The following is a 17462-nucleotide window of genomic DNA, read 5'->3' on the forward strand; positions in this document are numbered from 1 at the left end:
CGCGTCACCCAAAGCACCGGCCCGACGCGATATGCCGCGGATCGGCTTTTCATCGCGTCAGGATAGGCGAGCGGACACCTTCTCGCTGGTGCGATCGGGCCATTGGCTATTCCATCAGGGCATGTTCAATCCGGCCTGCCATGATCGGACCGAAGCGTGAGCAGCGCCTGGTGCATCCATGTCCATTCGTTGGCGGCGGATGCGCCCGCCGGCTGCCCTTGCAAAATCGCCATCAATTGGCGGTAGCGAGCGGTGCGGCCATGATAGCTGCCATACTGGCGAAGATGCCAGTCGAGAAACGCCCGATCCGGGACCCGCGCCATCGCCTCGGCCGATCGCCGCAACCAGTCCCGTCCGATCGCCAGCCCCGGTTCGGAGCCGGGATCCACGCCCGCCGCCATCGCCGCGCAGATGGCGCCATGGACCTGTTCGGCGGCCGCGCGATAGGCGGCCGGATCGAAATCGCCGCTCCACATATCCGCCATTTCCGCCCGCAGTTCCGAGATGAAGGCGGGATCGGCCAGCATCGTGGCGAGTTCGCTCCATGCCTCTATCTGTTCGGGTGTCGGATCGTCCGGCAGTTCGGGCGTGCCGACATCGACCAGGCGATCGCGCCAGCCATCGTCGATCACCGCCCCTTCCGCGATCCGTTCGACAAATTGTTCCACCAGCGCGGCCATCCGCGCGTTGGACAAGGTGGTCATCATCCATAATCTCCTGAGATCACTGTCAGTGGGATCATGGGAACGAAGCGTGGCGCGCAGCACCGCCGCCACCCGGCGGCGGGCAGCGATCTCGGCATCGAGTATCTCGAGACGGGTGCGCAGGACCTCGGCGAGCGACATTTGCCGAGCAAGCAGCTTGCCGATGTCCTTCAGCCCGACACCGGCGCCGCGCAGCGCGCGGATCAGGTCGAGCCGGGCAAGATCGAGATCGGTGTAAACACGGTAGTTGCTCGCCGTCCGCGTGGTCGGCGGCAACAGGCCCTTGTCCGAATAGAAACGGATGCGCCGGACCGACAATCCGGTGAGCCGCGCCAATTCGCCGATGCTGTAACCCTTCATTCCCATGGCGACTCGCTACCGTCTCCACCTGATGGAGGGTCAAGCGCCCGACAGAAACCCCTGGCAGATCGCACGCATGGCATCGCGATCGCCGGGCAACAGCGTGTCGCAGATCACATAGCTGTAGATCATGAACGCCCGCGCCGCCGCCTGATCGGCGGGCACGCCATTGGCGATCGCGACGGATTCGAAATAGGCGAGCCGCTGGCGATCGATCTCCGCCAGCGCGCGCGCGGCGCGATCGTCGGTCAGCGCCCAGGTGCGCATGGCGAGTTCGATCGACGCGCCGGTCTTCGCGCGATCGGTCTGCGAGATGGTGAAGAGCCGCGCGAGCCGGCCCTGCGGGCTGGCATCCATGGCGCCCAGCTCCGCGACCAGGCCGGTGGTGGTACGCTGGCGCCAATAATCGATCATCGCCTCCAGAAAGGCGTCGCGCGACTGGAAGCGCGTGTAGAACATGCCCTTGGTCACGCCCAGTGCCTCGGCGACCAGTTCCACCCGCACGGCATCGATCCCGCCGACCGCCAGGATCTCGAGCGCGGCGATGAACCAGCGTTCCGCGCTGAGCTTGGGCTTCGGCCCCGGCCGAGACCTGGCGGGCGCGCCGGGAATTTCGGGCTGCAAGGGAAGAGGTGGAAGCGGATTCACGGTCGATCCCTGACTGGAAGGCGATGGCCTAGGACGGGCGGTGACGAAGGTCAATCTTCGCGCGCATATATCATACGAACAAGGATGAATTGATCACCCAATCTCCACGTTGATTGACAATTTCTGCAACCAGACGCATTTCTATCTCATACGGTATCGAATCAGATAGAACCGGGAGGGGAATGATGAACCAAGATCGATCGGCACTGCTGCGCGCGTTGCTGGCAGGGTCCGCCATCTGGGCGGGGCTGGGCGCCGCCCCGGCGCTCGCGCAGGCCGAGGCCGGCGATGTCGCCGGCTTCACCGAGGCCGAGGACATCGTCGTCACCGCCCGGCGGCGCGAGGAAAGCCTGAAGGACGTGCCGATCTCCGTCACCGCCTTCAGCGCCAACGCGCTCGATCTGCAGGGCGCGCCCGACATCACCGCGTTGCAGCGCTCGACGCCCAACCTGACGCTCCAGGTCTCGCGCGGCACCAATTCGACGCTCACCGCCTTCATTCGCGGCATCGGCCAGCAGGATCCGCTCTGGGGCTTCGAGCCGGGCGTCGGCCTGTATGTCGACGATGTCTATGTCGCGCGGCCGCAAGGCGCGGTGCTCGACATTTTCGATATCGAGCGGATCGAGGTGCTGCGCGGCCCGCAAGGTACGCTTTACGGCCGCAACACCATCGGCGGCGCGGTCAAATATGTGACCAAGCGGCTGGGCGATGAATTCAGCGGCAAGATCCGCGGCGAAGTGGGCACCTATGGCGAATATAATCTGATCGGGTCGGTCGCGGTGCCGCTGGCCGACGGCATTTCGGTGGGCGCGGCGGTCGCCTGGTACAATCGCGACGGCTTCGGCAAGAACCGCTTCACCGGCGCGGAGACCAACAACAAGGACGTGCTTTCCGGCCGGCTTTCGCTGGAGCTGACGCCGAGCGACGCGATCTTCATCCGCCTGGCGGCGGACCGGACCGAGGACAAGTCCAACACCAATCACGGCCATCGCGAAGTGCGCGAGCCCAACAGCAACACCGCCGTGCTGCCGGGCCGCTACGATACGCTCGCCGGCCTGGGCGACGCCAATGAAGTGGTGACGCAAGGCCTCTCGCTCACCGGCGAATGGCAGGTTTCGAAAGCGCTCACGCTCAAGTCGATCACCGCCTGGCGCGACGGCCATTCGGGCGGCACCGGCATCGATTTCGACGGCACCCCCGCCCCCTATCTCGACGTCGCCGCCAACGGCACCGTCTACAAGGATCGCCAGTTCAGCCAGGAATTCCAGGCGCTGATCGAAACCGACCGGCTGCAGGGCGTGATCGGCGTCTATTATCTCGATGCGCGCGCCAGCGGCGCGTTCGATACGATCCTGGGCCGTGGCCTGGTGCCCGAAGCGGTGCTCGTGCCCGCCCCCAGCGCCGCCACCGCGCTCAGCCAGCTCACCAGCGGCTCGGTCGACACCCGGAGCTTCGCGATCTTCGGCGACGTCAATTTCGACATCAGCGACCGGCTGAAGATTTCCGCCGGCGCGCGCTGGACGCGCGACAAGAAGGAAGGCGTGGTCTTCAAGGCCAATTATTTCGGAACGATCGGCAGCCCGCTGATCAAGCCTTATGTTCCAGCCCTCCCCGCGCCGTTCAACGTGCCGCAGATCCTGACCGACTATACCAACGAGCGGACCTTCAGCGAATTCACGCCGCGCGTCAGCCTCACCTGGGAAGCGAGCGACGCGGTCAATCTCTATGCCGCCTATGGCCGGGGCTTCAAATCAGGCGGGTTCGACATGCGCGGCGACGCCACCGCCACGCCCGATACGAAGAACGGCTATGACGCCGAGATCGTCGATTCCTACGAAATCGGTCTGAAGGGCGACTTCCTCGACGGGCGTTTCCGAATGAACGCCGCGCTCTTCTACACCGATTATCAGGGCCAGCAGGTGACGACGCAGGTGCCCAAGGTGACGCCGCCGCCGGGCGTGGTGAGCTTTGTCGACAATGTCGGCAGCTCGCGCATCTATGGCGCGGAAATCGAGGCGACCGCCATTCTCAGTCGCAATCTGAGCGCCAATTTCAGCTTCGGCTACACCAATGCGAAGTTCAACGAATTCCTGGTCTATGATCTCGTCACCGGCAAATATGTCGACGTCGCCGATCAGCGCAGTTTCCAGAACACGCCCGAATTCAACGGCAGCGTCTCGCTCAACTGGCAGGCCGACCTGGCGGGCGGACGCGTCGCGGTGGTGCCCTCGCTGTCCTTCCGCAGCGATGTGCACCTGTTCGAGATCCCGATCCCCTCGATCGACCAGGACGGTTATGCGCTGGCCGATCTCAGCGTCACCTGGACCTCGCCCGACACGCGCTGGCGGCTGGGCGCGCATGGCCGCAACCTGTTCGACGTGGCCTATCGCACCGGCGGCTATAATTTCCCGTCGAACCAGTTCGCCCAGTCGGTGATCGGCTTTTACGGGCCGCCGCGCACCTTCCGGCTTTCGGCCGAATACCGGTTCTGACCATGGCGGACTTTGCCGAGCGGCGCTGGCGGTCCGGCGACAGATTGTCGCTCTACGCGCGCGACTATGCCGCCGCCGCCGGCCCCGCCCGCCTGCCGGTGATCTGCATCCATGGGCTGACGCGCAATTCTAAGGATTTCGCGCAGCTCGCCCCCTGGATCGCCGGACAAGGGCGCCGCGTGCTGGCGGTGGACATACGCGGACGGGGGCGATCGGATCGCTCGCCCGATCCGATGCGCTATCGCCCCGCAATCTATGCGCGCGACATGTTCGCGCTGATGGATGCACTCGGCATGGCGCGGGCGCTGTTCGTCGGCACATCGATGGGCGGCCTGATCGCGATGACCGCCGCGATGATCCGCCCGCGCGCGGTGGCGGGCATGGTCCTCAACGATGTCGGTCCGGAGATCGCGCAGGAGGGTGTGGACCGGATCGCGGGCTATGCCGGCAAGCCGGTGACGATCGCGAACTGGGACGATGCCGTCACGTATCTGAAGCGCACCAGCGCCGCCGCCTTTCCCGATTTCACCGATGCCGACTGGCGCGCGGTCGCGGACCGCAGCTTTGTCGAGGACGAGACGGGCAAACCCGTGCTCGATTATGATCCGGACATCGCGGCGCCCTTCGCCCGCCGCCCGCCGCCCCGGCGCGTGCCGTTCGGCTGGCTGCTGTTCCGCCATATCGCGCGGCGACGCCCGACGCTGCTGCTGCGCGGCGAATTGTCCGACCTGATTTCCGCCGAGATCGCCGCACGCATGCGCCGCACCGCGCCGCATATGGCATTCGCGGAAGTGCCCGGCGTCGGCCATGCGCCCTGGCTCGACGAGCCGACAGCACGCAACGCGATCGAAGCCTTTCTTCGAACGGCGCCTTGATGACGTGACCGCCGCCGATCATGTCCGGTTTCAGATGCCGATCCTGTTCTTGTCGATATGCGAGACTCATCCGCATCTCCGCAGATGATCCGTTTCGACGAGGGCATTATGCACAAGATCCATCCCGTCATTTCCGTCTGCATGTTGATATTGAGCGGCTGCGGGGCCGACGCGCCATCGGCCACGACCGAAGCGCCGGGCACGGTCCGCGCGGCGGCGGCCGGCATCGCGACGACCGCCCAATCGCGGCTGGCAAGCGATCGGATCCCGCGCGACAAGCTGCCCGACTTTGTCGAAACCTATGCGGGCGGGCGCTACGGAACCGCCTTCTTCGGCAGCAACGAAAAGCGTAAGACAGGCACACTTCTCTATCATGCCGCCGCCAGCCCCGCCGATGTGGCCGCCTTTCATCAGGCGTCGATGAGAAGAGCCGGCTTTGACATCCAGCCGCCGCGCACCCGCGTCGTGCGCGATCGCAATGAAACGATATTGGATGGAAGCGCAGTCGACGGCCGGACGCTTTCGGTGGTCGTGATCGAACAATCACCCACCGAAGCGACCATACAGATGAACTTCACCGTGCCGGTTTCCTGATCCGCCGATCGCCAGCGGCCTGGAATCCGTCACTGCAATCACCGACGTCCTGCATGGTGACGGATCCGCCCGTTTTCCGGAGATCCTCGATTGCAGCGGGGACCGATGCGGATTGCGTGCAGCCCGCTCAATTCCATCCCCGCAGCGCAAGGGGCGTCGGCGTTGCTCAGCTCCCGGACGCCGCCTTCGCCTCGTCCGCTCGCACCTGATCGACCACCTCGCGCACCGCCTTGATCACCAGATCGGGCCGCTGATCCTGAACGAAATGGCCCGAATCGGGCACGATCTCGTGCCGCGAGCGCGTCGACCAGCTCGCTTCCTCCGCCTGCAGCACCTTCCAGATGGACTGGATCTTGTCGGCCTCGGCACGCGTCAGCCCCGTCGCCGCCAGGATCTGGTCGGAATAGGGTTCGGCGCCGGTCAGCACCACCAGCGGGCGATCGCCCAGGGTGCGCAGCTTGCCCGCCTGCGCGAAGATGTCGTTGAGCGAAGCCGCTTCCTTCATCGATCCGGCAAGCGTCTGCGGCTGATAGGCGGCGCTCACCGTCTTGGTCCGTTCCGACATACCCGGAATGTCCGACGGCGGCGCGACCGCGCGCAGCAGCCCGGTCCATGACGTCGAGATCACCAGGTCCTGCAGCCAGTTGCTGCCCGATGCGTCCATCTTGGGATTGGCCATCCGCTTCACCTGATCGGGATGCGAGGTGTCGACGAACACCACGCCCTTCACCGGATCGCCATATTTGCGGACGTAATTCATGATGTACGGCCCGCCCAGCGAGTGGCCGACCATCACCAGCGGGCCGGTGATGCCCGCCGCCTTCAGCATGGCATGAAGATCGTCGGAAACCGTCTCGCCATCCTGCTTGCCGGGCGTCGGATCGCTCCACATCACGCCGGCGCGGTCATAGGCGCAGGCGCGCGTCGTCTGCGCGACGGCATCGTGAACGCGATCCCAGCTCAGCGATCCGCCGCTGTCGAGCCCGGTTTCGAAGATTACGGTGGGGGAGCCCTTGCCGCGGCAATCGACATGCATCTTGCGGCCGCCGATATCGACCAGCTGGCCGCGCGGCGGATAGTCGCGCGTCGCGCGGTATCGTGCGATCTGCTCATAGACGATCCCGACGACCAGCAGCGTCAGCAGCAGCCCGCCCAGGCCGATGCCGATCCGCTTCAGCCAGCGCAGAACCCGCCGCCCCCTGGTCATTTCCACCATCGCCCGCTCCCCTTTTCGCGCGCGCGCCGCACGCACGTCATCCGATCGGAGCTAATCACGAATTTTCCGTTCGAGCAATTATTTTCTTATCAGGATTAAATCCTCAATATTACAAGCGACTTCCTCGGAATTCCGACCTTCCCCAACGGAACTCGCTATCCTGATCTGAAAAGCCGCTCCGGACCGGTCGATCGCGGATCCGATGCAATTCGATCGCCGCTGATCTATAATGACGTCCACTCGATCGGGAGCGACGACCATTACCGCACGTGCCACACCTTTGCCGACCGGCCTTCGCGACGCGATCCGGAACTTCTGCACGGAGGGCGATGCGCTTGCCGCGAACGGCTATTATGACGAGGCCATCGCCGATTACCGGCGCGCCTGGGCGCTTGTTCCAAGCCCGCAGACGCTCTGGTCCGAATCGGTGTGGGTGATGGGCGCGCTGGCCGATGCCTGTTTCCTATCCGGCAAATTCGTCGAGGCGCGCCAGGCGCTGGAATATGCGATGCGGTGCCCGGGCGGCCCGGCACAGGCCTTCCTCAATCTTCGGCTCGGCCAGATCCTGCTCGATGCGGGAGAAGAGGATCGCGCGGCCGAAAAGCTGCTGAGCGCCTATCGCGGCGCCGGCCCGGACATCTTCGTGACCGAGGACGAACGCTATCTGGCGTTCCTGAAGGCGCGCGGCCTGATCGACTGACGCCGATCAACCGGCGACGGGCAGACGGATCATCCCCCCACCGTCGCGCTCGAGCGCGCCATAGGCAAGCACCGCGCTCAGCGGCAGCGCCGTATAGAGGTGCGGGAAGAGCTGGCCGCCGCGCGAAGGCTCCCAGCGGACGGCATCGCCGAGCGCGGCAAGATCGACCGCCGCGATCGTCAGGCCATCCTGGCCCGCGAAATGCTTGTCGATCGTTCCGGCAAGCTGGGCCGCCGTCGACATATGGATATAGCCATCGGCGATATCGATCGGCGCGCCTTCGAAGCGGCCGTCGGCCTCGAGCCGGGCGAGTTCCCCGGCGCGAAGAACCTTGTAAGCGATCGGATCGGTCATCTTCTCAAACCCCGCCATCAGAGGATCAATTGCACGCCGACGATGATGAGCGTCACCGCCAGGATCAGCCGCAGGCGCCCCTCGTCCACGCGCGACGCCACCAGGCTGCCGATCACGATTCCCGGCACGGAGCCGAGCAACAGGGACGCGAGCAGCGAAACATCGACATTGCCCATCCACCAATGCCCGATGCCGCTGACCAGCGCGAGCGGCACGGCATGCGCGATATCGGTGCCGGCGATGCGGCTGATCGACAGGCGGGGATAGAGCGCGAGCAACACCGTCGCCCCGATCGCGCCGGCCCCCACCGATGTGAGCGCCACCGCCACCCCGATCACCATGCCGAGCGCGATGGTCGATATCGTCGTCCGCACTTCGCCGCGATCGACGCGATGCGCGCTCGACCAGGCGAGGATCTGCCGGCGGAACACCAGCGAAAGCCCGGTGGCGAGCAATGCCACTCCCAATGCGACGGTGATCAGATGCGCCGTCGCGGCGGATGGGCGCCCCATATGCGACAGAACGAGCAACGACAGGCATGCGGCCGGAAGGGAGCCGGCGGCGAGCCGGCCGACGATGCGCCATTCGACCGAGCGGCGCCACCCATGGACGGCGCTGCCGACGCTCTTGGTGACGGCCGCATAGAGAAGATCGGTCCCCACGGCGACGGCCGGATGGAAACCGAAGAGCAGCACCAGGATCGGCGTCATCAGCGACCCGCCGCCAACCCCGGTCATCCCGACAAGAATGCCGACGAACAGCCCGGCCAGCGAATAAAGCGGGTGGATCGCCGTCATCGATACTCCCGCCGCCCCCGGTTTCGCGTCACGCCATGGCGGCCGCGACGACGCCCGCGCGAACGGCGCGGGCGCCGATGCTCATAGTCAGCGAGCGCGGACGACTCAATGCGCCTTGGCAGCCACGCATTTGACGAACTTGCCATGCGCGTCGCGGCACCGCCCGGATACGCTGGCCGGCGCGGGCTTGGCGGTGGCGCATTTGATGAACTTGCCGTGCGCGTCGCGGCATTGCGCGGCGCCGGCCGCCGCCCCGGTCAGCGCCAGCATGGCGGCGCCGGACAGGATCGCGCTCGAACGGAAGATGCGGTGCAATGTCATGATCTTCTGCCTCCTTCTCCCCCACCCGGACGATCCGGGCGAGACAGGCATCATGACAGTCGCCACCCCGCCTCATGCTGGCGGCGGAATGACCTTTTGTTCATCGGGAAAACGGGCGATCACGGCACCTTGCCTTCATTCTCAGCCGCCTTCATCGCCCGGCGTTCGGCGAACCACTGGCTCAGCATCGCGGCGGTGCAGCCGGTCTGGCCGCCCGACCCCACGACAGAACAGCTGTTGGGCCGGGTGAAGCGCGTGATGCTGTTCATGGTGTCCACCCGGCTGCCCCAGGCCATCTCGGCCGGCGCATCCTCGGGCTTCTCGTCACGGAAGCGTTTGGGAATGCGGAAGCGATCGCCCTCCGGCAACCGCGCGCACACCACAATCTCTTCCGGATCGTCCGATTGCGGGCAGGGATCGTTGCCGAAAACCGTGATTTCGATCGTCTGCTTCTGCGGCGGCATTTCGGCCTGCGCCGGTGGCACGACCAGCAGGATCAAGGTGGCCGCCAGCGCGAATGCCGTCGGACGGCGCATCCTGTCGATCGGGATCATCGGACGACCCTAGCGGCGCGACATGTATGGGAGATGTCCGATTGTTGCAGCCTGGTAACGCGCATGCCCGGATCACTCCATCGCCGGAACCCGCAAGGTTCCGGCGATATCGATCGGATCAGGCGATCGTGTTCACCAGCCCGCCTTCCGCGCGCAATGCCGCGCCATTGGTGGCCGAGGATCGCGGGCTGGCGAGATAGGCGACCAGATTCGCGATTTCCTCCGCATCGATCATGCGCTGGATCAACGAGGATGCGCGCGCGCTGGCGAAGAATTCGGCTTCGATCTCCGCGATCGGCGCGCTGGGGTTGCTAGCCTGGCCGCGCAGGAAATCCTCGATCCCTTCCGAGCGCGTCGGTCCGGGCATTACGGAATTGACGGTGACGCCGGTGCCGCGCGTCAGTTGCGCCAGCCCGCGCGCGATCGAAAGCTGCGCCGTCTTGGTGGTGGCGTAGTGGATCATGTCCGCAGGCACGGCCAAGCCGGATTCGCTGGAGATGAAGATGATCCGCCCCCAGTTGCGCTCCAGCATTTGCGGCATATAGGCGCGCGACAGTCGCACGCCGCTCATCACATTGACGTCGAAGATATGGCTCCAGTCGGCATCGGTGATGTCGCCGAACGCCTTGCTTTCATAGATGCCGAGATTGTTGACCAGGATATCGACATGGTCGACCGCCGCCGCCAGCGCCGCCGCGCCTTCGGCGGTCGCGGCATCGGCCAGCACGCCCTCCACCGCCACCCCGCCCGTCGCGCGGATATCGGCGATCGCTGCATCGAGTTTCGCCCGCGTCCGCCCCGCCACGATCACCCTCGCGTCTTCGCGGGCGAGCGTCCTGGCGATCTCCAGCCCGATGCCGGCAGTTGCGCCGGTCACCAGCGCGGTCTTGTCGTTCAGTTGCAGGTCCATCACAGGTCTCCGATGGGGTTTCGTGCATCATCTAGGCTCGCGGACGGCGCGCGACTATTTCGCGAGCGGGACAAGCATCTGTGCGCTGGGCGCATCAATCGCATGACGCAGACCCGAACAACAGCCGTATACGCGCGCCGCCGGTCTCAACCGTCTCCACATCGAAGCCGATGCCGTCGCGGTCGCAAAGCCGTTTGACGATCGACAGGCCCAGCCCATGTCCGCCACTTTCCGCGCCCTTCACGAACGGTATGCCGGCACTGCCGACGACGGCGGGCGCGATGCCCGGCCCGCTATCGGCGATGACCAGTGCGTCGCCCGCCATCGCGATCGACAGGCGCCCGCCCGATGTATGCTGGAACGCGTTGCCGATCAGATTGGCCAGGATCAGCGCCAGGCCGGTGCGGCTCGCCTGGACCATCCGCCCCTCCGGCACCGCGATCGTCACGTCGCGTTCACCGCCACCGAACCGTTCGCTGGCATCGAGCACCGCCTTTTCGATCAATGGCAGCAAGGCGACGCTCCCGGTCGCGGCGCCCGCATTCTCCTCGCGCGCCAGTTCGAGCAGCAGCCCGATCGTGCGGTCCATATCTTCGCCGGCATGCGCGATCCGCGCCAGCGGCGCGGCGATGGCGGGCGGCAGGTCGCGCCCGGTCGCGATCAGTTCGGTCGCGCTCTGGATCACCGCCAGCGGCGTGCGCAATTCATGGCTGGCATCGCGCGTGAAGCGGCTTTCGCGATCGACAAAGGCACGGATACGCCCGAATGCGCGATCCAGCGCGCCCGCGAGCACGCCGATCTCATTGGGAGGAAAATGCGCGGCGGCAATCGCGGGCACGCGATCGGGCGGCGTATCCGAAACGAGGCGCGCCAGCCGGGTCAACGGCTCGGTGGCGCGGCTCGCCAGCCAATAGCCGATCAGCCCGGTCGCGGCGAGCAGCCCCAATGTCCAGATCGCCAGGAAGACCAGCATCTCGCGCCTGAGCGGACGCACGACGAGATGGCGGCTGACCTCGGCGACAACATAGGCGGGATCCACCCGTCCCGGCACGTCGAAGGACATCACATGATAATGGCGCCCGTCGTCCCCCGGAAATTCCGTCCGCCCGGGCTCGACGCCATAGTGGCGGCGCAGATCGGCCGGAAAGGCCGAGGGATCGGCATGGATCGCGATATAATCGCGCCCCGGCCGGTCGAAACGCCGATGCGCCGCCCAATAGGCCTGCTGATGCGTGGCCTCGCTCCGCAGCGCATCCTGGAACAGGCCATCTTCCACCGAATAGGCGAACAGAAAGGCAAAAAAGCCGAACAACAGGCATGCGCCCCCTGTCGTCGCCAGGAAGCACAGGATGATGCGCTGCCTGAGGCTGGAAGCGCGCCTCACGGCCCGGGCCGCAACCGGAAACCGACGCCGTGCACGGTTTCGAGCATGGCGTGGCCGAACGGCTTGTCGAGCACCTGGCGCAGCAGATGGACGTGCGCGCGCAGGGCATCGGAATCGGGCGGATCTTCACCCCAGATCCCACGGCTCAGCTCGAAACGGGGCAGCGGTCGCGGATGCGCCTCGGCGACAAGCAACAGGATGCGATAGGCGATCGGGGTCAGCCGCAAGTCCTGCCCCTCGCGCCGGGCGATGCCGAGCCGGCGGTCGATCTCGAGCGCGCCGATCGTCAACACATGATCGACGCCCAGCCGGTGACGCTGCGACAGGGCACGGCAGCGCGCATCGAGTTCGGCGAGCGCGAAGGGCTTGGTCAGATAATCGTCCGCCCCTGCCGCGAAGCCTTGGAGCTTGTCATCGAGCGTGTCGCGCGCCGTCAGCATCAGCACGGGCACATGCCGGCTCGCGCGTTCCCTCAGCGCCGCGCACAAGGCGATGCCGTCGAGCCCGGGCAGTGCCAGATCGAGGATGACGACGTCGCACTGCGCTTTGACCGCCAGCGCCAGCCCATGGGGGCCATCGGCCGCGAAATCGATCCGGTGCCCGCGCGCCTCCATATAATCGGCGATGTTGCGGGCAAGCGCGTCATTATCCTCGATCAGCACGATATCCAGGCCCCGGTCCATGGGCGCGCTCACTCCCCGATTGCGGTCAGCAACGCCTTGGCTTCCTTCATGTCGGGCGATTGCGCCAGCAACTTTTCGACGCGCGCCCGCGCCGCCACCGTCCGGCCCAGCGTCCGTTCGGCTTCCGCCATCGCAAGCTGAAGCCTGGGATGCGCGAAATGCGGCTCGGCCAGCGCCATCACCATCAGGGAATCGGCAAGCGCCGCACCGCCGATGCCCGGCCTCTTGGCGCTATAGACCCCGTACATGCCGATCAGCGGCATGTCGTAGAGCGCCGGCTCGCGTGCAAGCGCCGCGCGGGCCTCGTCGGCCTTTCCCGCGAGCGCCTCGACGACGAGCAACAGGCTGCGCTCATCGGCCCAGGGCGTGCGCGGCGTAGGCGTGCGCCCCATCGCGCGCAGCGCCGCCTCCGCCGTCAGTGCGGTCGAATAGGGATTCTGGCCCGTGACGATGCGATCGTCGGAGCGGACAAAGGGCAGCATCATCGGCGCCCCGGCATAAAGGCCGCCGGCCGCGCGCAACGCGTCTTCGAGCAGGAAGGGATAGTCTTTCGCCCAGCGCTTGCCGAACATCGCCTCCTCTTCGTTGGTAAAGCCCGTCACCGCCCGTCCGGCGACCAGCCGCGTACCGTCGGGCCGCAGCACCGCGACCAGCGCCGCCGGGCCGTGGCAAACCGCCGCGACCACGCCACCCGCCGCATGGACGCGTGCAAGCAGGGTCCGCAGCGCCGGATCGGCTGGCAGGTCGAACATCGCGCCCTTGCCGCCGATCACGAAGACAGCGGCATAATCCTCCGCCTTCACATCGGCGGTGGCGCGCGTCGTGGCAAGCATCGCCATCGCCGCGCCATCGGCGAGCAGCCGTTTGTTGTAAGGCTTGTCGCGATCATGGTCGTCGGCCTCCACCCGGCCGCCCTTCGGGCTGGCGACATCGATCGCCAGGCCATTGTCGCGGAACACCGCATAGGCCTGGGCGAATTCGTCGAATTCGAAGCCGGGCTGGGTCTTGCCGCCGTCGCGGCCATGGCCGGAAACAACCAGCAATATCCTCGCCCCCGGCGCGGCATGGGCGGCCATCGGCAGGATCGTGGAGAAGGCGAGGAGAAGAAAAAACACAAATCTGGACATGGCACGCTCCGCATTCGGGTGGATGCGGCCGGGCTAGATCGGCGCCCGTCAAATGAGCGTCAAATCAAGTGAGCGAGGCGTTTGACGGTCGTTTGACACGCGCCCGCCTATCGCAACCGCCATGCCCGGGCCTGTCCTTTTGCTTCGCCTCACCGTCGCGTTCATGTTCTGCGCGCTGCCCTTCACCACGCGGGCGGCCAGTGATCCAGCAATCGAGATCCGTGCGGCGCTCGCCGGCGAAGGGCTCGCCGGCGCCACCTGGAGTCTGGTCGAGAACGGCAACATCCGCACGGGGGCCGCCGGATCGAAACAGGCGCAGGCCCGCACGCCACTTCGCGCCGACGACCGCATGCATGTCGGCTCGGTCACCAAGACATTGGTGGCGCTCGGGCTCTTGCGGCTGGCGAGCCAGGGGCGGATCGATCTGGATGCGCCTGTCGCGGCAGTGCTGCCGGGCGTGCGCTTCGACAATCGCTGGGAACGAACCGATCCCGTCCGGGTCCGCCATCTGCTCGATCACAGCGCCGGGCTGCCGGATGTGCATCTCCACCACATCTTCAGCGCCGGGCTGACGCCGGACATGGCGTTGCGCCCGCTGTTCGACGAGCCGGCGATGCTGAGGGTGCGCACCCGGCCGGGCGCGCATTTCTCCTATTCGAACATGGGCTATACGCTTGCCGGCGCGATCATCGAGGCGGTGACCGGCGAACGCTACGAGCATTGGCTGGACGGCAATCTGCTCGTGCCCCTGGGCATGGCGGACAGCAGCTTCGCCTTTGTCAGCCAGACGGGCGTCCACGCAGATCCCCGTCTCGCCTGGGGGCATCAGGACGATCTGACGCCACAGGCCGCGATGGCGATCGCGGTGCGGCCCGCCGGCCAGTTCACCACGACCGCATACGACATGGGGCTGCTCGCGCGCTTCCTGATGAGCGACGGCAGAATCGGCGGAACGCCCTTCGTCCGCGAAGACCTGCTGCATGCGATGGGCCGCCCGGTGGGCACCGACGCGGCGCGCGCCGGGCTTCGCGCGGGCTATGCGCTGGGCCTGAGCCGCCGCGACCGCGACAGCCATGTCGGGCTCTGCCATGCCGGCGATATCGTCGGCTTCCACGCGATGCTCTGCCTCTATCCGGAGGCGGCAAAATCATTCTTCATCGCGATCAATACCGAGGGTGAAGCGGTCGATTATGGCCGGTTCGACCGGATCCTGACCGGCGCGCTGACACTGCCGCCAACCCCGCCCCTACCAGCGCACGCCGCGCCGGCCGATGCCGACGACTGGATCGGCCGCTATCAATTGCTGGAGAGCCGGTTCGACCTGACGCGCTATGCGGATCTGCTGCTGGGTGGCGCAATCCTGCGGCGGGACGGCAATGCGTTCATCCTCGATCCCATCCAGGGCAAGACGTTGCGGCTCACTCCAGCGGGTGGGCATTTGCTGCGCGCCGACGGACGCGTCGCCGCATCGCATGCGCTGATCCGGACGGCGGATGGCGCACAACTGATCGGCGACGGGCTGCGCAGCTATCGCCGGATCGATCCGATCGGTTTCCATGCGCGCTGGGCCAGCCTGATCCTGGGCCTGTTCGGCCTGTTCCATCTCGCAGGCAGGGCGGCGGTGCGGACATGGCGTGGCGGCGGCCTCCACGCGGCGACGGGCCTTGCCGGCCCGGCATTGCTGGTGATCGCCGGCCTGCTCTTTCCGCTCCAGTCCTTCGCCCGCCTGGGCGACGTCACGCCCGCCAGCCTGGTGCTGATGCTCGCCAGCATCGCGATACCGATGACGAGCGGCTGGCAGGTCATGATCGCACTCCGCGAAAGAAAGGGTCTGTGGCGCATCGACCTGCTCGCCGGCCTGCTCGTGCTGCAACTGTGCGCCGTGCTGGCAATCCACGGACTGATCCCGCTGCTGCTGTGGCGCTGATCAACCCTGTTGCGAAAAGGCCCAGCGCAATGTCCGCGCCAGCCCGGTGGTGCCGGCACGGACGAGCGGGCGGGTGAGCACCGGTGCGGACAAACCATGCATCGCGCGCGCCCAGCCCGGCAGCAGGTCGACCGCCGCCTGAAAGGTCATCGCCTGAATGGGCAGTGCGGACAGATTGGGCGGGCGCTGGTCGAGCACCAAGCGCGCCACTTCTTTCGTGCGGTCGCTCGAGGCGAGCGCGCCGCGCATCGCGCCGATCAGCGCCTCGGCCTCGGCGCGGGTGCACGGCACCGGATCGGCGCCCAGCGCCAGGCCGATCCGCGCCATTTCCGCGAAATAGCGATCCTGGTCGGCGATCGGCATATCCGGCTCACCGTAGCGGATCCAGGCGTCGAGAAAGCTCACCGCCTCGGTGACATGAACCCAGGCGAGCAGTTCGGGATCGTCGGCGGCGTAGGGCGTTCCGTCGGGCAAGGTGCCGCGCACCAGTTCATGCACCGAACGCACGCGATCGATCGCCGCCAGCGCCTCTTCCCGCGCGCCATAGCTCGTCACCGCGATGAAGCGCGCGGTGCGGCGCAGCCGCCCAAGCATGTCATGGCGGAAATTGGAATGATCCCACACCCCCGCCAGTACCGCCGGATGGAGCATCTGGAGCAGCAAGGCGGCGACGCCGCCGACCATCATGGTGGTCACATCGCCATGCACGCGCCACAGCACCGTCTCCGGCCCGAACAGCCCGTCCAGGCTGCGTTCGACGGGCTTTTCGCCCCGCGCCTGATCGTTGAACACCCGCCGCACGCGCGCCACGATCGCCTGCCGGGCATGGCGGCCGAGCGCGGCGGAATGGTCGGGCATAAGGCGGCTCCTTCGATATAGCGGCCGGATCAGGGTTTGCCGCGCCGTCGCCTGGCCGGGCTGCCGACATGGCCGGTATAGGATTGATAAAGCTGCGTCACGCGCGCAAGGCGCGCCTCGACCCCCGCGCCGAGTTCCCCGATCACGCCGTTCACCAGCAGGTTGACAGCGCACCCCAGCGAAACCTGAGAACTCCAGAACAGGTCTACCTCGGTCGATACCGGAATGATCAGGCTGGTGAACTTGCGGATCCAGTCGCAGAATTTGTCGGTGAGCATGATGACGGGAATGCCGTCCGCGCTCGCCTGCGCGGCAAGATCGTGCGCCTGTTCGGAATAGCGGCGCAGATCGACCAGCACCAGGCAGCGGCCCTCCGGATCGCCCGCGAAGACCTCGTGGAAATTGCCGGCCGCTCCGTCGACGAGATGCACGCCGTCTCGCGTATATTGCAGTTGATATGCCAGCGCCGCCGCCACCGCACGCTCGGTCTGGAAACCGGCGACATACACCTGCGGGCTGCGCGCCAGCAACGCGACGATCTCCTTCCAGGTCCGGGTTTCGGCCATGCCATAGACTTCGACGATGCCGGCGATCTCCAGTTCCAGGCTGCGCTTGGGAAGGCGATCCTCCCCCTTTTCGTCCATGAAGCGGGTGACCTGATCGCCGACCAGCCAGGGCGCGCCCGACATGGTCGTGCGCAGCCCGGTCTTCAGATCCTTGAAGTGGCGATACCCCATCTTGCGCGCGAAACGCCCGACCGTGACCGAACTGACCCCGAGCTTTTCAGCGATCGAATCCGGCGATTCGAATGCGATGCCGCCGCGATTGCTCAGGATGAAATTCGCGATCGAGCGTTCGGCCGGCGTGAAGTCACGAAGGCTCGCTTCCAGCCGCTGCAGCAGGTCGTGCGATGTGTCGGGGCCGGCACTCACGGATCATCGTCTCCACCATCATCAAT

Annotated in this window: 18 protein-coding genes; 5 read left to right on the forward strand and 13 right to left on the reverse strand. The window is 66.4% G+C overall.

Going from position 1 to position 17462, the window contains the following annotated elements; genetic code table 11:
* Positions 1-125: 125 nt before the first annotated feature.
* Entirely contained in the window at positions 126-1070 is a 945-nt protein-coding gene (locus tag K7G82_RS28145; RefSeq protein ID WP_222993642.1) for a helix-turn-helix domain-containing protein, read from the reverse strand.
* 33 nt (positions 1071-1103) lie between these two features.
* Positions 1104-1712, reverse strand: a complete 609-nt coding sequence (locus K7G82_RS28150) for a TetR/AcrR family transcriptional regulator (RefSeq protein ID WP_222993644.1) — start codon at positions 1710-1712, stop codon at positions 1104-1106.
* A gap of 185 nt (positions 1713-1897) precedes the next feature.
* Here K7G82_RS28150 and K7G82_RS28155 point away from each other — a divergent pair, with 185 nt between their 5' ends.
* The 3 genes from K7G82_RS28155 to K7G82_RS28165 all read left to right on the forward strand — a co-directional run bounded on the left by K7G82_RS28155 (position 1898) and on the right by K7G82_RS28165 (position 5673).
* Entirely contained in the window at positions 1898-4204 is a 2307-nt protein-coding gene (locus K7G82_RS28155; protein ID WP_222993646.1) for a TonB-dependent receptor, read from the forward strand.
* Between the two features lie 2 nt (positions 4205-4206).
* Complete coding sequence (locus tag K7G82_RS28160; protein WP_222993648.1) at positions 4207-5079, forward strand: alpha/beta fold hydrolase; 873 nt, start codon at positions 4207-4209, stop codon at positions 5077-5079.
* Between the two features lie 108 nt (positions 5080-5187).
* On the forward strand, positions 5188-5673 hold the full coding sequence (locus K7G82_RS28165; protein WP_222993650.1) for a hypothetical protein: 486 nt from the start codon (positions 5188-5190) through the stop codon (positions 5671-5673).
* Positions 5674-5839: 166 nt separating this feature from the next.
* Here K7G82_RS28165 and K7G82_RS28170 read toward each other — a convergent pair whose 3' ends face one another.
* Positions 5840-6889, reverse strand: coding sequence for an alpha/beta fold hydrolase (locus K7G82_RS28170; RefSeq protein ID WP_222993653.1), 1050 nt, complete (start codon positions 6887-6889; stop codon positions 5840-5842).
* 229 nt (positions 6890-7118) lie between these two features.
* Between K7G82_RS28170 and K7G82_RS28175 the strand changes: the two genes are divergently transcribed.
* Positions 7119-7589 (forward strand): hypothetical protein, encoded by a 471-nt coding sequence (locus K7G82_RS28175; protein ID WP_222993656.1) that lies wholly within the window; start codon positions 7119-7121, stop codon positions 7587-7589.
* 6 nt (positions 7590-7595) lie between these two features.
* On the opposite strand, the gene K7G82_RS28180 is transcribed toward K7G82_RS28175, so the two are convergent.
* From K7G82_RS28180 to K7G82_RS28215, 8 genes are all read right to left on the reverse strand, one after another.
* A complete protein-coding gene (locus K7G82_RS28180; RefSeq protein WP_222993839.1) occupies positions 7596-7943 on the reverse strand; it encodes a DUF952 domain-containing protein in 348 nt (115 codons plus the stop codon).
* A gap of 17 nt (positions 7944-7960) precedes the next feature.
* The gene (locus K7G82_RS28185) at positions 7961-8740 is read right to left on the reverse strand and encodes a sulfite exporter TauE/SafE family protein (protein ID WP_222993658.1); all 780 of its coding nucleotides are present in this window, start codon (positions 8738-8740) and stop codon (positions 7961-7963) included.
* 105 nt (positions 8741-8845) lie between these two features.
* A complete protein-coding gene (locus K7G82_RS28190; RefSeq protein ID WP_222993856.1) occupies positions 8846-9061 on the reverse strand; it encodes a hypothetical protein in 216 nt (71 codons plus the stop codon).
* A 119-nt stretch (positions 9062-9180) separates the two neighbouring features.
* Positions 9181-9615, reverse strand: coding sequence for a hypothetical protein (locus K7G82_RS28195; RefSeq protein ID WP_246623946.1), 435 nt, complete (start codon positions 9613-9615; stop codon positions 9181-9183).
* A gap of 118 nt (positions 9616-9733) precedes the next feature.
* A complete protein-coding gene (locus K7G82_RS28200) occupies positions 9734-10525 on the reverse strand; it encodes an SDR family NAD(P)-dependent oxidoreductase (protein WP_222993660.1) in 792 nt (263 codons plus the stop codon).
* Positions 10526-10619: 94 nt separating this feature from the next.
* The gene (locus K7G82_RS28205; RefSeq protein ID WP_222993662.1) at positions 10620-11909 is read right to left on the reverse strand and encodes a sensor histidine kinase; all 1290 of its coding nucleotides are present in this window, start codon (positions 11907-11909) and stop codon (positions 10620-10622) included.
* Complete coding sequence (locus K7G82_RS28210; RefSeq protein WP_222993664.1) at positions 11906-12592, reverse strand: response regulator transcription factor; 687 nt, start codon at positions 12590-12592, stop codon at positions 11906-11908. The genes K7G82_RS28205 and K7G82_RS28210 overlap by 4 nt, the downstream gene beginning before the upstream one ends.
* Positions 12593-12600: 8 nt before the next feature.
* Positions 12601-13719 (reverse strand): type 1 glutamine amidotransferase domain-containing protein, encoded by a 1119-nt coding sequence (locus tag K7G82_RS28215; protein ID WP_222993666.1) that lies wholly within the window; start codon positions 13717-13719, stop codon positions 12601-12603.
* Positions 13720-13840: 121 nt separating this feature from the next.
* On the opposite strand from K7G82_RS28215, the gene K7G82_RS28220 reads away from it, so the two are divergent.
* Positions 13841-15646 carry a serine hydrolase domain-containing protein gene (locus tag K7G82_RS28220; RefSeq protein ID WP_222993668.1) on the forward strand — a complete coding sequence of 602 codons (1806 nt, stop codon included), beginning with the start codon at positions 13841-13843 and terminating at the stop codon, positions 15644-15646.
* Here K7G82_RS28220 and K7G82_RS28225 read toward each other — a convergent pair whose 3' ends face one another.
* Positions 15647-16504 carry an oxygenase MpaB family protein gene (locus tag K7G82_RS28225; RefSeq protein WP_222993670.1) on the reverse strand — a complete coding sequence of 286 codons (858 nt, stop codon included), beginning with the start codon at positions 16502-16504 and terminating at the stop codon, positions 15647-15649.
* 29 nt (positions 16505-16533) lie between these two features.
* Positions 16534-17436, reverse strand: a complete 903-nt coding sequence (locus K7G82_RS28230; protein ID WP_222993672.1) for a MurR/RpiR family transcriptional regulator — start codon at positions 17434-17436, stop codon at positions 16534-16536.
* Positions 17437-17462 lie beyond the last annotated feature (26 nt).

Origin of the sequence: Sphingomonas colocasiae (assembly GCF_019880585.1) — a bacterium.
In the GTDB taxonomy this organism is placed as follows: domain Bacteria; phylum Pseudomonadota; class Alphaproteobacteria; order Sphingomonadales; family Sphingomonadaceae; genus Sphingobium_A; species Sphingobium_A colocasiae.

Excerpts from the sequence above, each read along its gene's own strand:
- K7G82_RS28215 (WP_222993666.1), bottom strand. The coding sequence starts at position 13,719 with ATGTCCAGATTTGTGTTTTTTCTTCTCCTCGCCTTCTCCACGATCCTG.
- K7G82_RS28160 (WP_222993648.1), top strand. The coding sequence starts at position 4,207 with ATGGCGGACTTTGCCGAGCGGCGCTGGCGGTCCGGCGACAGATTGTCG.
- K7G82_RS28190 (WP_222993856.1), bottom strand. The coding sequence starts at position 9,061 with ATGACATTGCACCGCATCTTCCGTTCGAGCGCGATCCTGTCCGGCGCC.
- K7G82_RS28195 (WP_246623946.1), bottom strand. The coding sequence starts at position 9,615 with ATGATCCCGATCGACAGGATGCGCCGTCCGACGGCATTCGCGCTGGCG.
- K7G82_RS28200 (WP_222993660.1), bottom strand. The coding sequence starts at position 10,525 with ATGGACCTGCAACTGAACGACAAGACCGCGCTGGTGACCGGCGCAACT.
- K7G82_RS28155 (WP_222993646.1), top strand. The coding sequence starts at position 1,898 with ATGAACCAAGATCGATCGGCACTGCTGCGCGCGTTGCTGGCAGGGTCC.
- K7G82_RS28225 (WP_222993670.1), bottom strand. The coding sequence starts at position 16,504 with ATGCCCGACCATTCCGCCGCGCTCGGCCGCCATGCCCGGCAGGCGATC.
- K7G82_RS28145 (WP_222993642.1), bottom strand. The coding sequence starts at position 1,070 with ATGGGAATGAAGGGTTACAGCATCGGCGAATTGGCGCGGCTCACCGGA.
- K7G82_RS28180 (WP_222993839.1), bottom strand. The coding sequence starts at position 7,943 with ATGACCGATCCGATCGCTTACAAGGTTCTTCGCGCCGGGGAACTCGCC.
- K7G82_RS28210 (WP_222993664.1), bottom strand. The coding sequence starts at position 12,592 with ATGGACCGGGGCCTGGATATCGTGCTGATCGAGGATAATGACGCGCTT.
- K7G82_RS28185 (WP_222993658.1), bottom strand. The coding sequence starts at position 8,740 with ATGACGGCGATCCACCCGCTTTATTCGCTGGCCGGGCTGTTCGTCGGC.
- K7G82_RS28220 (WP_222993668.1), top strand. The coding sequence starts at position 13,841 with ATGCCCGGGCCTGTCCTTTTGCTTCGCCTCACCGTCGCGTTCATGTTC.
- K7G82_RS28170 (WP_222993653.1), bottom strand. The coding sequence starts at position 6,889 with ATGGTGGAAATGACCAGGGGGCGGCGGGTTCTGCGCTGGCTGAAGCGG.
- K7G82_RS28175 (WP_222993656.1), top strand. The coding sequence starts at position 7,119 with ATGACGTCCACTCGATCGGGAGCGACGACCATTACCGCACGTGCCACA.
- K7G82_RS28165 (WP_222993650.1), top strand. The coding sequence starts at position 5,188 with ATGCACAAGATCCATCCCGTCATTTCCGTCTGCATGTTGATATTGAGC.